A 12,623-nucleotide genomic window follows, 5' to 3' on the forward strand; every position below is an offset into this window, starting at 1 on the left:
CGCCGTCCGCCCGGCTCGCGGCTCAGGCCGCCTGCCCGGCGTGCCGGCGCAGGATCCGGTCCCGCTTGGCGGGATCGAGATTCACCTTGGTCACGTCGCCGTCGTAGAGCGCCAGCACCCGGCGATCCATCACCGCCCGCCACAGCGGCGGGATCAGGGCCAACGCATACATGCCCGGGTAGCCCGACGGCAGCGTGGGCACGTCGTCGAAGCTGCGCAGTGACTGATAGCGCCGGGTGGGCCAGGCATGGTGGTCCGAGTGCCGCTGCAGGTGGAACAGGATCAGGTTCGACATGATGTGGTTGCTGTTCCAGGAGTGGTGGGGCTTGCAGCGCTCGTAGCGGCCGCTGTCCTCTTTCTGCCGCAGCAGGCCGTAGTGCTCGATGTAGTTCGCGCTGGTCAGGAACCAGTAGCCCATCGCCATCGCGATCAGCAGATAGGGCACGATCACGACGCCGAAATACGCGACCAGGGCGGCGTAGAGCACGACGGTGATCAGCAGGGGCTGCAGGAAATCGTTGTCCGGCGTCCACGGCCCCTTGCCCTTGCGCGCGAGACGCGTCTTCTCCGTATTCCAGGCACGCCGGAAGGCGCCCGGTATCTCGCGCAGGGCGAACCGGTAGATGCTCTCGCCGAAACGCGCCGAGGCGGGATCCTCGGGCGTGGCGACATCCTTGTGATGCCCCTTGTTGTGCTCGGTGTGGAAGTGGCCGTAGCCCACCACCGCCAGGCATATCTTGGACAGCGTCTTCTCCAGGTCGGTCTTCTTGTGCCCGAGTTCGTGGCCGGTGTTGATGGCCAGCCCGTTGATGATGCCGACGGACAGGGCGACGCCCAGGTAACCGAGCCAGCTCAGCCCCAGGTTGGCGACCGCCCAGGCACCGACGACCAGCGCCACATAGTGCAGCGGGACGGTCACATAGGTCAGATACCGGTAATAGCGCTCCCGCTCCAGCTTCTCGATCGCCTCGGGCGGCGGATTGTTGGGATCGGAGCCGAGCGCCCAGTCCATCGCCGGCAACACGAAATACCAGATGGCGACGGTGGACCACACCAGCCACTCCAGGCCGGTGACATAGGCCATGTAGATACTGATCGCCGGAACCATCACCCAGACCGGCGACAGCAGCCAGAAATAGCGCTTTCTGTCCTTGTACTGGATATTGTCTCCACTGCCTTTGACGGTGACGGCGTCACTCATGGCTCACCTCTCAAGAAACGCATTCGGGTTGTATCGCAACCGGCATGCATGCCGCGACGGATCGCGGCCATGCCTTCGGTGATCACATCATTGCGGCTCCGGCGCCCCCGGACACCTCTCGAAAGAAAGGTTTTCGCCCCGTCGCCGCCGCACCGAGCCTCCCCGCCCCGAAAACCTCACTTTCGGAAGGTGTACGCGGGCCGCCGCGCTGGTGATATGGCCTGAAACGAGAAACCAGGAAGGCGCCATGCGCACCGCATTGCGTCGATGCAATCGATTTCGACCCGGAGACTGTCAATGGCGGATGTGCTGAACACCCCGCTACGCCTGCCGTGCGGCGAGACGCTGCCGAACCGCCTGGCCAAGGCCGGCATGACCGAGGGCTTGTCCGATCGTTACCTGCGCGCCACCCCGGGGCTGTGCCGTCTCTACGAGCGCTGGTCCTACGGCGGGGCGGGCCTGCTGATCACGGGCAACCTGCAGATCGACAAGCGCGTGCTGGAGCGCCCCGGCAACGTCGCGATCGACAACAACGGCGGCATGCGGGAACTGGAACTCTGGGCCCGTGCCGGGCGCGTCGGCGGCAATCACCTGTGGATGCAGATATCCCATGCCGGTCGCCAGGCGCCCTGGTATGTCACTCGCCGGCCGCTGGCGCCCTCGCCCGTCCAGCTCAAGCTGCTGGGCACCTATCGCAAGCCGCGGGCGCTCTCCGAGAACGAGATCCGGGACTTGATCGAGCGCTGGGCGAATGTCGCCGGCATCGCCAAGAATGCCGGCTTTACCGGGGTCCAGATCCACGCCGCGCACGGCTATCTCCTCAGCTCCTTCCTGTCGCCCGCGATCAACCGGCGCAACGACGCCTGGGGCGGCTCGCTGGAGAACCGCGCGCGCATGCTGCTGGAGACCATCCGCGCCGTGCGCAAACGCGTGGGCGCGGGCTTTCCGGTCGCGCTCAAGCTCAACTCGGCGGATTTCCAGAAGGGCGGTTTCGAGTTCGATGACTGCCTGCGCCTGGTGGACATGATCAACCAGGAGGGCATCGACCTGCTCGAGATATCCGGCGGCTCCTACGAGCAGCCGCGCCTGCTGGGCTACGGGGGCGACTCGGCCTCCGCGGACCCGGGCAGCAGCACCGCGCGGCGGGAAGCCTATTTCCTCAAGTACGCCAGCGAGGTCCGCCGCGTCGCCGAGATGCCGATCATGGTCACCGGCGGCTTCCGCAGCCGGGATGTCATGACCGACGCGATCGAGTCCGGGGACACCGACATCATCGGCATGGGCCGGCCCATGTGCGGCGATCCCGAGATCGCCCGCAAGCTGCTGGCGGGCGAGGTCGAGGAGGCGCCCCGCTACGAGCAGTCGCTCAAGGTCATGTCGGGCAACCAGCAGAACCCATTGGTGAGGCTGTGGCCGCTCCAGGTGTTCGGCCAGCAGGCCTGGTACTACATGCAACTCTTCCGTCTGGCCCGCGGCGAGGACCCCAAGCCGTCGCTCAAGCCCTTGGCGTGTTTCCTCCGCTGGCAGAACGACGAGTTGCTCAGCGCGCTGCTGTTGAACCGGCGCAGAACCCCGCAGACACAGGAGACGCCGGCTTATGTCGACGAACGCTAAGTCCGCGGCCCCGCGCCGCAAAGCCACGCGGACACGCCGGACCCAGCCCAAGGCCGACAGACCGGCCTACGCCCGGTCGACGCCCCCGATCGGCGGGCGCGACGCGGCGCTGCCGGACTGGCTGATCTCCGGTCGCCCCGTCGCCGAACGGCCGCGTTTCGATTCGGCGGTGATCATCGGCAACGGCATCAACGCGCTGTCGGTCGCCGCCCGGCTGGCCCGGAGCCAATCGTTCGCCGGTCGCGTGGTCCTGGTCGGCAAGCCCGTGGAACAGCAGCGACGACTGATCGGCGGCCTGACATTGCGGGCCCGCGCCCTGGATTATTTCGCGGCCTGCCTGGGCGTCCCGCGGAGCCTGATCCTGGACCGTCTCTTCGGGGGACGCCATGCCGAGGCGGCGTCCTACGCGCAGAAGGTGGCACGGTTCGAACGCCGCGAGAACGGCAGCTACGCGCTCGGTCGCATGGGAGAGTGGATGAGCCGCTGGCATCACCAGGGGCGCGTGCTCGCCTACGGCGTGCGCAACTCCCATCTGGCCGGCGTCCTGCACGACCTGATGGCGGGCCTGGACTATCGCTGGGAGGACGCCAAGCCCGTGTCGATGACCGATTGTCTCGACCTCGCCCCGGGCGACAACCCCATCGTCATCAATGCCAAACCGGCGCCCCTGCTGGGCGTGGGGCGGACCGGCCCGAAACCCACGCAATACGTCGTGGCGGCGCAAGTGCCCTTCGCGAACCCCCGGCAGGCGGAGAATGGCCTGCTGCCCTATAACAACAGCCTGTTCTGCGCCCGCCGCCGGCGCGGCCGGCTGGACGCCTCGGTCTGGTATCCCATGATCGACCCGCTGTCGCCGTCGGCGCGCTATTACTCGGTCTTCTACCGGGTGGTGCGGGCCGGGAGCGACCTGCACAAGAACGCCGAGATCGAGACCCTCAAGAACCACCTGTTCGGCATCGGCGACATCCTGGGATTCGAGCCGGTCGACCCGGAAGCCACCATGGGCAGCGCCATGGTACCTTGTTCGCCGACACGTCCGGACCGGGAGGTCACCCCCAACTACCTCCACCTCGGGAAGGTGCACGGCAGCGGCACGCCGATCATCGCGGGCGACGGCATGGCCCGGGCCGGCCTCACCGGCTACGTGACCGCGGAGGCGATCCTCGCCGGCGTGGAGCCGCGGGCCTACCTGTACCATGCCCACCGCGGCTGGGCCCGGCGCAACCGCCTGGCGCACCACATGTTCAACGGCTTGAGCTGGATCACCGACCCGGCCCTGAGGTGGTCGCCGGGCCGCGCGCTGAACCTGATCCAGGACTACGGCGAAACCTGGGCCGGCTTGGAAACCGACTGACGCGGCGGGGGCCGCGCCCGACGCGGCACCCTAGGCGCCGAACGGCGCCGCCGCGGCCCCGGTCGTCGGCGCCGCATCCTCGAGATGCATCCGCGCCAGGAACAGCGCGGCCACGCTGCGCGCCTCCGTGACCCGGCCGCCGCGCAACAGGCCCGGCAGGTCCGCCAGGGGCCAGGGCACCACTTCCAGCGGCTCCGGCTCGTCGCCCGGCAGTGCCCGCGGGTAGAGATCCTCCGCCAGTACCACGTCGGTGCGGTAGCTCAGGTAATTCGGCGCCAGGTCCAGGGTGCACAACCTGGAAATGCGACGGGCGCCGTAGCCCACCTCCTCCATCAGTTCGCGGTTGGCGGCCTGCGCCAGGGTTTCGCCCCGGTCGACCATGCCCTGCGCCAGTCCGAGCACGTACTCCTCGATGCCGACGGCGTATTCCCGGATCAGCAACAGGGTCCGCCGGTCGAGCACGGGCACGATGATCACGGCCTTGCGGGCCGGCCGCTCGCCCGCGAGCCGCTCGTACTCGACCTCGCGGCCGTTGCCGAAGCGCAGGTTCACCGATTCGATGTGAAACAGCCTGGATCGCGCGGCCGTGCGCACGCTCAGGATTTCCGGTTTGTCCCTGGCCGCCACGTCAGGCGCCACCGTCCCGGAGATATCGCCCCCGATAGAAGATCAGGGGACTGCCGCCGGCGACATCGCAGTCCCGGACGCGGCCGACCACGATCGTATGATCGCCACCCGGATGGGTCTGCTCGATGGCGCACACCATCCGTGCCAGGGCGCCGTCGATCAGCGGCACGCCGTCATGCCCCAGGCTGAAATCCACGCCCTCGAACTTGTCGTCGCCCTTGCCGGCGAACAGGTCGGAAATGGCGCCCTGGTCGGCGCGCAGGAAACTGAGGCCGAAGACCCGGCTCCGGAGCATGTGACCGAGCGTGTTGGATCGCCGATCGAGGCAAATCAGGTACAACGGCGGTTCCAGGGACAGACTCGTGACCGCGTTCATGGTCAGGCCGTAGTAATGACCCGCATCGTCGCGGGTGGAGATCACGGCCACGCCGGTCGCGAAGAAACCCGCCAGCTCGCGAAAGCCCGATGGGCCGGGCGCCCGGGGGACACGGTCGTGTCCGGGCCGATGTAAAGAAACCGACATCCTCACCTCTGCGCCGCGGGGATCGCCCGGACGGTCGAGCGGCGCTTTCGCATGACGTCCCGGTTGCGGGCCGCCGCCGGCGACTTCCGGGCGCTCCCGGCAATGGGTCATGGGTCGTTTATACCGGCCGGCGACACCCGCGCCGCCTCACGAAAGTAAGGTTTTACCGCCGACGCGCGGCCGCGCCACCCGGCGCGCCCGATGCCGGGCCGGCCCCCTTCAGTCCGACTGCAGGGCGCCCGGCCGCCGCAGGGCCGCATAGGCGGCGACCGAACCGGCGGCGCACAGGCTCATCACCGCCGCCATGGCGTCGGCATGGCCGCCTAGGGCACCCGCCAGCCAGCTCGCCAGGGCGCCGCAGCCGAACTGGCACACGCCGAACAGGGCCGAGACCGCGCCGGCGGAGTCCGGCACCAGGTCGAGCATGCCGGCCACCGTGTTGGCGCCGGCCACGCCCACCGTCGACAACAGGAAGAACAACGGCACGGCCACGCCCCAGAAACCGCCGAACCCGGTGGCGGTGGTCGCCAGCAGCACCAGCGAGCAGGTCAGGGTATTGGCCACCGCCACCCCGAGCAGGGCCAGGTAGCCGAAGCGGGTGACCAGGCGGCCGTTGAGATAGCTGCCCACGATCAGCGCGAGCACGTTGGCGCCGAAATAGAAGCCGAAGGTCGACTCCGGCACGCCGAACTGCTCGATATAGACGAACGCGCTGGTCCCCACGTAGGTGAACAGGGCCCCGAACATCAGCCCGCCGCAGACCAGGAACAGCACCACGCTCGGACGTCCCAGCAGCGACAGATAGCCCAGATACTGGGCGGCCAGGCCGCGGTCGCGCGTACGCCGGGCGGGCGGATGCGACTCCGACAGCACCATCGCCAGGGCCGCCAGGGATACGGCGGCATAGCCGAACAACACCCAGAAGATCGCGTGCCAGTCCGCCACCGCCAACACCAGGCCGCCCACGACCGGCGCCACCATCGGCGCCCCCGCCATGACCATCACCACGTAGGACATCACGCTGGCCGCGCGCGCGCCGTGGAAGCGGTCGCGCACCACCGCCCGCGCCATCACCGGCCCGGCCGCCGCACCGACCCCCTGCACCGCGCGCGCCGCGATCAGGGCATCCACGGTTGCCGACAGGGCGCAGGCCACGGTCGCCGCCAGGTACAGGCAAATGCCGAAGAAGAGCACCGGCCGCCGACCGTAGCGGTCCGACAGCGGCCCGTAGGCGAGCTGGCCCAGGGCCATGCCGATGAAGAACAGGCTGAGGCTGTACTGCACCCGCGCCGGCGCCACCGCGAACGCCGCCGCCAGCCGCGGCATGGCCGGCAGGTACATGTCGACCGACAACGGCGCCAGCGCGGTGAGCAGGGCCAGGACGGCGACAAGCACGGCGGTGCCGCCGCGCTGAGGCGTGGGATGCATCATGGACACGGTTCTTGCGGTGGCGGCCGGGTCCGGCCCGGCGGAGCGACGGCGCAAGCATTGTGCCACAGCGGCGCACGCCCGCTCCCGCGCGGGTGGCGCAATATGCGTCGCTATGCGGCAGAATCGGGGGAATGACATCCGATACCGCGGAGCGCCGAATGAGACACCTTACGACCGGCAAGACACTATTGCTGGGCCTCGCCCTCCTGCTGCCCGCCGCCGCGATCGGCGCCGAGCCGATCGAGCGCGAGCTGCACGTGATCGTGGAATTCGACGCCGAACAGACCTGGGTCAGCAAGACCGAGGAGTACGGCCATCAGCATTCCGAAGCCACCACGCACCAGCGCTACGAGCTGCGCACCCGCCTGCGCGCCGAGCCCGAGCTGCACAGCCGCAACATCCTCGACCTGGACAAGGAGACGCGCCTCAAGGCCAAGACCATCTGGCTGGCCCGACAGGCGATCGAGGAGATGAAGGCCTCCGGCGGCGAGGTGGTGATCCCCACCACGCCCGAACAGAAGCAGGCCATGAGCCGCAAGATGCAGGAGCAACAGGTCGAGTGCGGCGGCGACATGGCCTGCCGTCAGGCCGTGCAGATGCGCTTCGCCAAGCTGTTCGCCGCCGCCGAGTACCCCGAGGCCCTCGAGGAGGACGAACCCGGCACCGGCCGCTACCGCTACTTCGAGCCCTACGAGGGCTGCCCGGTGGAGACCCGCGTCACCATGGAGATGACCACCGAGGGCGTGCACTACAGCGAGCGCACCCAGGAACTCGTGCCGTTCAAGGAGACCCGCTCCGCCGACACCGTCAACGGCGAGACCGAGGTACCCCTGTGCGAGCGCTACCTCGCGGTCATCGACGCCAAGGACGACCGGGACCCGATGTACATCGAGAACTTCTACCTGCCCTCGGCCGTCGGCGAGACCGTGCGCACGGAGCAGTCGGACCCGGTGTGGACCGAGCGCAAGACCGAGAGCCAGCCCCAGAACGCCTTCGTCCTGGGCTGGGTCACCCAGCAGCTCCGCCACGGGCCGACCTCCGGCAGCGCCGAGGAGACCATCAGCCTGCACGGCCCGCTCAACGGCATCTCGCGCCAGTCCGGCAACTACACCCACGGCGAGGCGCACGTGAAGATGACCTGGCGCTTCGAGAAGGTGGACGAAGACGCACAATGAGAGTCTGCTCCCATGCATGGGAGCAGACTCCCCCGCCGCAATCCCCTCTCCCATGAGTGGGAGAGGGACAGGGTGAGGGTTGACCGGGCCAGCTCGTAGGCGCCGTTGCCGGCGCCCCCCTCATCCAAACCTTCTCCCCCAAGGGGAGAAGGCCTTTGGGGTTTTCTCCCATGCACGGGAGAAGAACACGCATCGGTTCAACGCAACTGGCTGTCCTTGCTCCCCCGCCGGTTGTAGCCGGCCGCGGCCGACTCGCGGGCATCCGCCTCGGCCTGGCAGGTCACGCACAGGCGCACGCCGGGCACGGCCTCGCGGCGGCGCCCGGGGATCTCGTCGCCGCATGCCTCGCAGTGGGTCAGGGATTCGCCCGCGCGGGCCAGCCGCTCGCGGGCGCGCTCGACGCCGTCCCGCACGGTGGCGTCGATCTGTTCCTGCACCGCGCCTTCCTTCGCCCAGCCGGTCGCCATCGCCTTGTCTCCGGTATCCGCCGATCGAACACTATATGACGATCCACTGCCACGGATTCAAACGGGCGACGGGGCTGTAGAATCCCCGCATCGTCATTCAACCGACAGGATACGCCCGCCGATGCTGCCGAACCTGAGCCCGACCGAGGCGCGCGTCCTCGGCTGCCTGATGGAGAAGTCCGTGGTCACCCCGGACCAGTACCCGCTCACGCTCAACGCCCTGACCAACGCCTGCAACCAGAAGTCCGCGCGCGAGCCGGTGATGTCCCTGGAGCCGGGCGAGGTGCAGCGGGCCGCGCGCGGCCTGCGCGACCAGAACCTGGTGCAGATCGACGAGAACTTCCGCACCGGGGTGGAGAAATACAAGCAGCGGCTGTCCAACACCGCGTTCAGCGACTTCCAGTTCAGCGATGCGCAGTTCGCGATCGTGACCCTGCTGCTGCTGCGCGGGCCGCAGACGCCGGGCGAGCTGCGCGCGCGCAGCGGGCGCCTGCACGAGTTCGCGGACAATGCCGAGGTTGTGGCGGCGATCGCGGAACTGACCGAGGGCGAGGAACCGCTGATCGTGAAGCTGCCGCGCACGCCGGGCCGCAAGGACGCCGAGTACATGCACCAGCTCTGCGGGCCGGTGGATATCGAGGCCCACGCCGCCCGGGCCGCGGCCGCGAAGCCGGAGTCGCCGGCACGCACGGGCGTGGCCGAACTCACGCGGCGGGTGGAGGAACTGGAAGCCGAGGTGGCCCGGCTCAAGGCCCTGCTGGAATAGCCGGCGGCCCCGGACCCGGGGCCGCCGCGGCCCGTCGCTACTGCAGCATCGCCTTGAGCTGCTCGACGGTGGGCTCGATCACCTCCGGGAACAGCGTCTCCAGCGGCGTGCCCTGGAACTCCGGCAGGTGCATGCCGTTCCAGTTGGCCCACAGCGGCATGCCCTCGGGGCACTCGGCGCCGGCCAGGCCGATCGCCAGGAGCACGTCCCGGAAGAAGCCGGGCTCGGCGTTGTCGTGCATCTCGCGCCACTGGTCGGCGTCCAGGTACTGGCGCTCGACCTTGCGGCCCAGCAGACGCTCGCGGACCTCCAGGAGCTCGTTCCAGCTCATGTAGGCGGTGGCCGCCACCGGGCAGACCGCGTTGCGGGACAACGGGTGCGCCAGCACGTGCGGGATGGTGCGGCCCACGTCCGTGCCGGTGGACCAGGACACCTTGCGCTCGCCGTCGCCCGGCACCAGCACCGGCTCGACCATGTAGTACTCCGGCCACAGGCCGGCGGGGATGATGGTGTAGTCGAGCCCGGCGAGCTGGATCACGCGCCGGATGAAGGCCTTCTGGCGGGCCATGGCGCGATGCGCGTGCGGCGACGGCCAGAACTGCTCCCACTCGTAGATGTAGCCGAACTCGGAGGGCACGAAGCGCTCCACGCCGGCCTCGGCGGCGGCCCAGATCAACGGGTACTGCGACTCGGCGGCGAAATACGGCGTGCAGGAGACCAGGTAGTCGGTGCCCTCCAGCGCCGGGATCAGCTCGGCGTGGTAGGTGGGATCGCTCTCGCGGATCTCGGCGCCGCGCGCCTGCCAGTCCTCCCACATCTTCTGCTTCTGGTCCTGCTCGCGGGCGCCCGCGGTGGACTTGTCCGCCTGCCCCGGCTTGCGCTTGAGCACGCGGACCTTGAAATCGGGATGCTCCAGCAGCTCGTTCACGCAGGCTTGGCCGGCGGTGCCGGACGCCGCGAACACGGTGACGGTCTTTGTCATTCTCTCCTCCTAGCTCGCACCGTTATCGTGGGACGGTCGCGCGCCGGTGCGCCGGCAGGCGGCCGCCATCGCTATCGATAGCAAATCATTGTCGGCCGCCTGTCGTGGCGGGGGCTCTACACTTTCGGGTAGTTTTGCCGGGCATGTGGCACGCCTCCTGGACAACGTCCGCCGCGGACCGCCGCCGGCTGGCCGTGCACGGCGCGGACGGGCCCCTCTCCGCGGCGGCGGTACTCCGCCGATGGCGCGACGACGACGCCTTCCGCGGCTTCTGGAACGACACCCTGAAGGCGCCGCCGTTCGCGGCCTATGCCTGGGAGATGCCGCCTCTGGCCCGGGACCGGCTCGACCGTCCCTTCGAATGCGTGTTCGTGGACAACCCCGCCCTGGCCGCCACCGGCGCCGACCCCGGGCCCTTCGAGGCGCATTTCCGCGCCGCGGGCGATGCCGACAGCGTCACCTTCGACAACCTCGGCAACGACGCCAGGCTGGTCGCCCCCTGCCCGCGCGCCGACCCGGCCGTGTACAGCCACCTCGCCGTGTTCGCCCGCGAGGCGCCCGACCCTCAGGCCCGGGCCCTGTGGGCGGCGGTGGCCGCCGCCGCGGACGAACGCCTGAAGCGTGGCCCGTTCTGGCTGAGCACCGCCGGCCTCGGCGTTTACTGGCTGCACGTGCGCCTGGACGACCGCCCCAAGTATTACCGGCATCGGCCCTACGCGCGCGTGCCGGCCTGACGGTCGCCGTCCGCCGCCGCGGCCCGCTGGCGCCGGCGCCAGTCCCGCGGCGACACGCCGGTCCAGCGCTTGAAGCTGCGGCTGAACACGGCCAGATCGCCGAAGCCCAGGTGCATGGCCAGGTCGGTGAGACGGATGTCGCTGCGGGCCAGGTGCTCGCGCGCCAGCGTCTCGCGGGCGGCACGCAGGATGGCGCCGAAGCTCGTGCCCTCGTCCCGGAGGCGGCGCTGCAGCACGCGCGGGTGCAGATCCACCATCCGGGCCACGCTGTCCAGGCAGCAGTCGCCGGTGGGCAACAGCGCCACGATCGCCCGCTCCACCTGCAGCGGCAGCCCCGGCGCCGGACGCTCGCGGCGGGTGCCCCGCCACTCGGCGCCGAGCCGGTCGCGCAGGGCCGGCGCAACCCGCACCGGCAGCGCGGTCAGGCCGGCGTCGTAGACCAGGCGGTCGTAGGACCGGCCGAACGCCACCGCCGGCCCGAACAGGCGCCCGTAGACGCCGGTGTCGCCGGGCGGCGGCTGGCGCAGGTCCACGCGCCGGGGCCGCAGCGCGCCGCCGTGGAGTTGCGCCAGGGCCCGGGCCAGCAACCCCACGCTGAGGACGGCGAGCTGGGTGCAATCGACCTGGCGGGCGAACGCGAAATCCATGGTCACGCGCAGCCCGTCGTCGGCGCCGTCCGCGACGATCTCGACGCCGCGGGCATGGAAATCGACGTGCCGCTGGATCATGGTCAGCGCCCGGCCCAGGGTGGGTTGGAGACTGAGTTGCGAGGCCAGCGCCCCGAGCACGTGCAGCCCCTGGCGCGACGCCAGCAAGGCACCGAAGTCCGGGCGTCCGCACACGTCGGCGGCGCGCGTGAGCACGCGCGCCAGCGCCGGATACGGCAGATAGGCGTCCGGTGTCTTGAGGACCGAGGGCTCGATGCCCTCGGCCTCGAACAGGGCCAGGGGCGACTCGCCCAGCGATTCGACCAGTTCGGGGAAACCCAGCAGCGAACCGCCCCGCACGATGTACGGCATGCGCGTCCCGCGTCGTCGGACGATTCGCGAATAGTCAAATAGCGTTCGCGAAAGATCAAGTCACCTCGCGCGCGAGGGTGGATACTGGCCCGGAAAACATCGCGAACGCGGAAACCAGGATCGCGGAGGAGACCCCGACCATGATGCCGACCCCCTATACCGACCATGACGAGTTGCTGACCCTCAACACCAACGAACTGCCGATGTTCGAGGACGCCCTGCCCGGCGTCGACGTGCAGCCGCTGTTCCTGGACCCGCACAACGGCGTCTGGGTGGTGCGCGCCCTGTTCAAGCCGGGCGTGGTCTTGCCCAAGCACTACCACACCGGCGACGTGCACTTCTTCACCGTGCGCGGCCGCTGGCATTACGCCGAATACCCGGACCAGCCCCAGACCGCGGGCAGCTACCTGTACGAGCCCGGCAGCTCGATCCACACCCTGGTCACCCCGGAGGACAACACCGAGGTCACCGAGGGCCTGATCGTGGTCCATGGCACCAACGTCAACTTCGACCAGGACGGCAACTACGTCGGCGTCATGGACGCCAGCTCGCTGATGCAGTTGTTCGACTCGCTGGTGCGCGAGCGCGGCATGGAGCCGGCCCGCTACATCAGCCCCGGCGCCCCCGACTACACGGTGCGCCAGGCGGCGGCGCCGGCCGCCGCCGCCCGATAGCGGCGGCCCCGGCGGGAAAGCGGCGCGGTGCCGGCCGTTCCGTCGCGGGCCCGTGC

13 protein-coding genes are annotated in these 12,623 nt (G+C 69.7%); 6 read left to right on the forward strand and 7 right to left on the reverse strand.

Annotated features, from left to right (window positions below):
- Window positions 1–22: 22 nt before the first annotated feature.
- Window positions 23–1,201, reverse strand: a complete 1,179-nt coding sequence (locus PC39_RS14350; protein ID WP_353254094.1) for an alkane 1-monooxygenase — start codon at window positions 1,199–1,201, stop codon at window positions 23–25.
- 297 nt (window positions 1,202–1,498) lie between these two features.
- Between PC39_RS14350 and PC39_RS14355 the strand changes: the two genes are divergently transcribed.
- Entirely contained in the window at window positions 1,499–2,815 is a 1,317-nt protein-coding gene (locus tag PC39_RS14355; RefSeq protein WP_353254095.1) for an NADH:flavin oxidoreductase/NADH oxidase family protein, read from the forward strand.
- Window positions 2,799–4,169: a hypothetical protein gene (locus PC39_RS14360; protein ID WP_353254096.1), complete on the forward strand. Its 1,371-nt coding sequence runs from the start codon at window positions 2,799–2,801 to the stop codon at window positions 4,167–4,169. The genes PC39_RS14355 and PC39_RS14360 overlap by 17 nt, the downstream gene beginning before the upstream one ends.
- A 30-nt stretch (window positions 4,170–4,199) precedes the next feature.
- Here PC39_RS14360 and nudE read toward each other — a convergent pair whose 3' ends face one another.
- From nudE to PC39_RS14375, 3 genes are all read right to left on the reverse strand, one after another.
- A complete protein-coding gene (gene nudE, locus PC39_RS14365; protein WP_353254097.1) occupies window positions 4,200–4,796 on the reverse strand; it encodes an ADP compounds hydrolase NudE in 597 nt (198 codons plus the stop codon).
- A 1-nt stretch (window position 4,797) separates the two neighbouring features.
- A complete protein-coding gene (locus tag PC39_RS14370; protein WP_353254098.1) occupies window positions 4,798–5,319 on the reverse strand; it encodes a flavin reductase family protein in 522 nt (173 codons plus the stop codon).
- A gap of 219 nt (window positions 5,320–5,538) precedes the next feature.
- A complete protein-coding gene (locus tag PC39_RS14375) occupies window positions 5,539–6,750 on the reverse strand; it encodes a Bcr/CflA family multidrug efflux MFS transporter (RefSeq protein ID WP_353254099.1) in 1,212 nt (403 codons plus the stop codon).
- Window positions 6,751–6,908: 158 nt separating this feature from the next.
- Between PC39_RS14375 and PC39_RS14380 the strand changes: the two genes are divergently transcribed.
- Window positions 6,909–7,925: a hypothetical protein gene (locus PC39_RS14380; protein ID WP_353254100.1), complete on the forward strand. Its 1,017-nt coding sequence runs from the start codon at window positions 6,909–6,911 to the stop codon at window positions 7,923–7,925.
- A 197-nt stretch (window positions 7,926–8,122) separates the two neighbouring features.
- On the opposite strand, the gene PC39_RS14385 is transcribed toward PC39_RS14380, so the two are convergent.
- On the reverse strand, window positions 8,123–8,392 hold the full coding sequence (locus tag PC39_RS14385; RefSeq protein WP_353254101.1) for a DksA/TraR family C4-type zinc finger protein: 270 nt from the start codon (window positions 8,390–8,392) through the stop codon (window positions 8,123–8,125).
- A 121-nt stretch (window positions 8,393–8,513) separates the two neighbouring features.
- Between PC39_RS14385 and PC39_RS14390 the strand changes: the two genes are divergently transcribed.
- Complete coding sequence (locus PC39_RS14390; RefSeq protein WP_353254102.1) at window positions 8,514–9,158, forward strand: YceH family protein; 645 nt, start codon at window positions 8,514–8,516, stop codon at window positions 9,156–9,158.
- Between the two features lie 37 nt (window positions 9,159–9,195).
- Here PC39_RS14390 and PC39_RS14395 read toward each other — a convergent pair whose 3' ends face one another.
- Complete coding sequence (locus PC39_RS14395; protein WP_353254103.1) at window positions 9,196–10,140, reverse strand: NmrA family NAD(P)-binding protein; 945 nt, start codon at window positions 10,138–10,140, stop codon at window positions 9,196–9,198.
- A 143-nt stretch (window positions 10,141–10,283) separates the two neighbouring features.
- Between PC39_RS14395 and PC39_RS14400 the strand changes: the two genes are divergently transcribed.
- Window positions 10,284–10,874 carry a DUF6940 family protein gene (locus PC39_RS14400; RefSeq protein WP_353254104.1) on the forward strand — a complete coding sequence of 197 codons (591 nt, stop codon included), beginning with the start codon at window positions 10,284–10,286 and terminating at the stop codon, window positions 10,872–10,874.
- On the opposite strand, the gene PC39_RS14405 is transcribed toward PC39_RS14400, so the two are convergent.
- On the reverse strand, window positions 10,853–11,893 hold the full coding sequence (locus tag PC39_RS14405) for an AraC family transcriptional regulator (protein ID WP_353254105.1): 1,041 nt from the start codon (window positions 11,891–11,893) through the stop codon (window positions 10,853–10,855). The genes PC39_RS14400 and PC39_RS14405 overlap by 22 nt on opposite strands.
- A 140-nt stretch (window positions 11,894–12,033) precedes the next feature.
- On the opposite strand from PC39_RS14405, the gene PC39_RS14410 reads away from it, so the two are divergent.
- Window positions 12,034–12,567 (forward strand): 2,4'-dihydroxyacetophenone dioxygenase family protein, encoded by a 534-nt coding sequence (locus PC39_RS14410; RefSeq protein WP_353254106.1) that lies wholly within the window; start codon window positions 12,034–12,036, stop codon window positions 12,565–12,567.
- Window positions 12,568–12,623: the final 56 nt, after the last annotated feature.

This window comes from Salinisphaera sp. PC39 (assembly GCF_040361335.1).
In the GTDB taxonomy this organism is placed as follows: domain Bacteria; phylum Pseudomonadota; class Gammaproteobacteria; order Nevskiales; family Salinisphaeraceae; genus APNM01.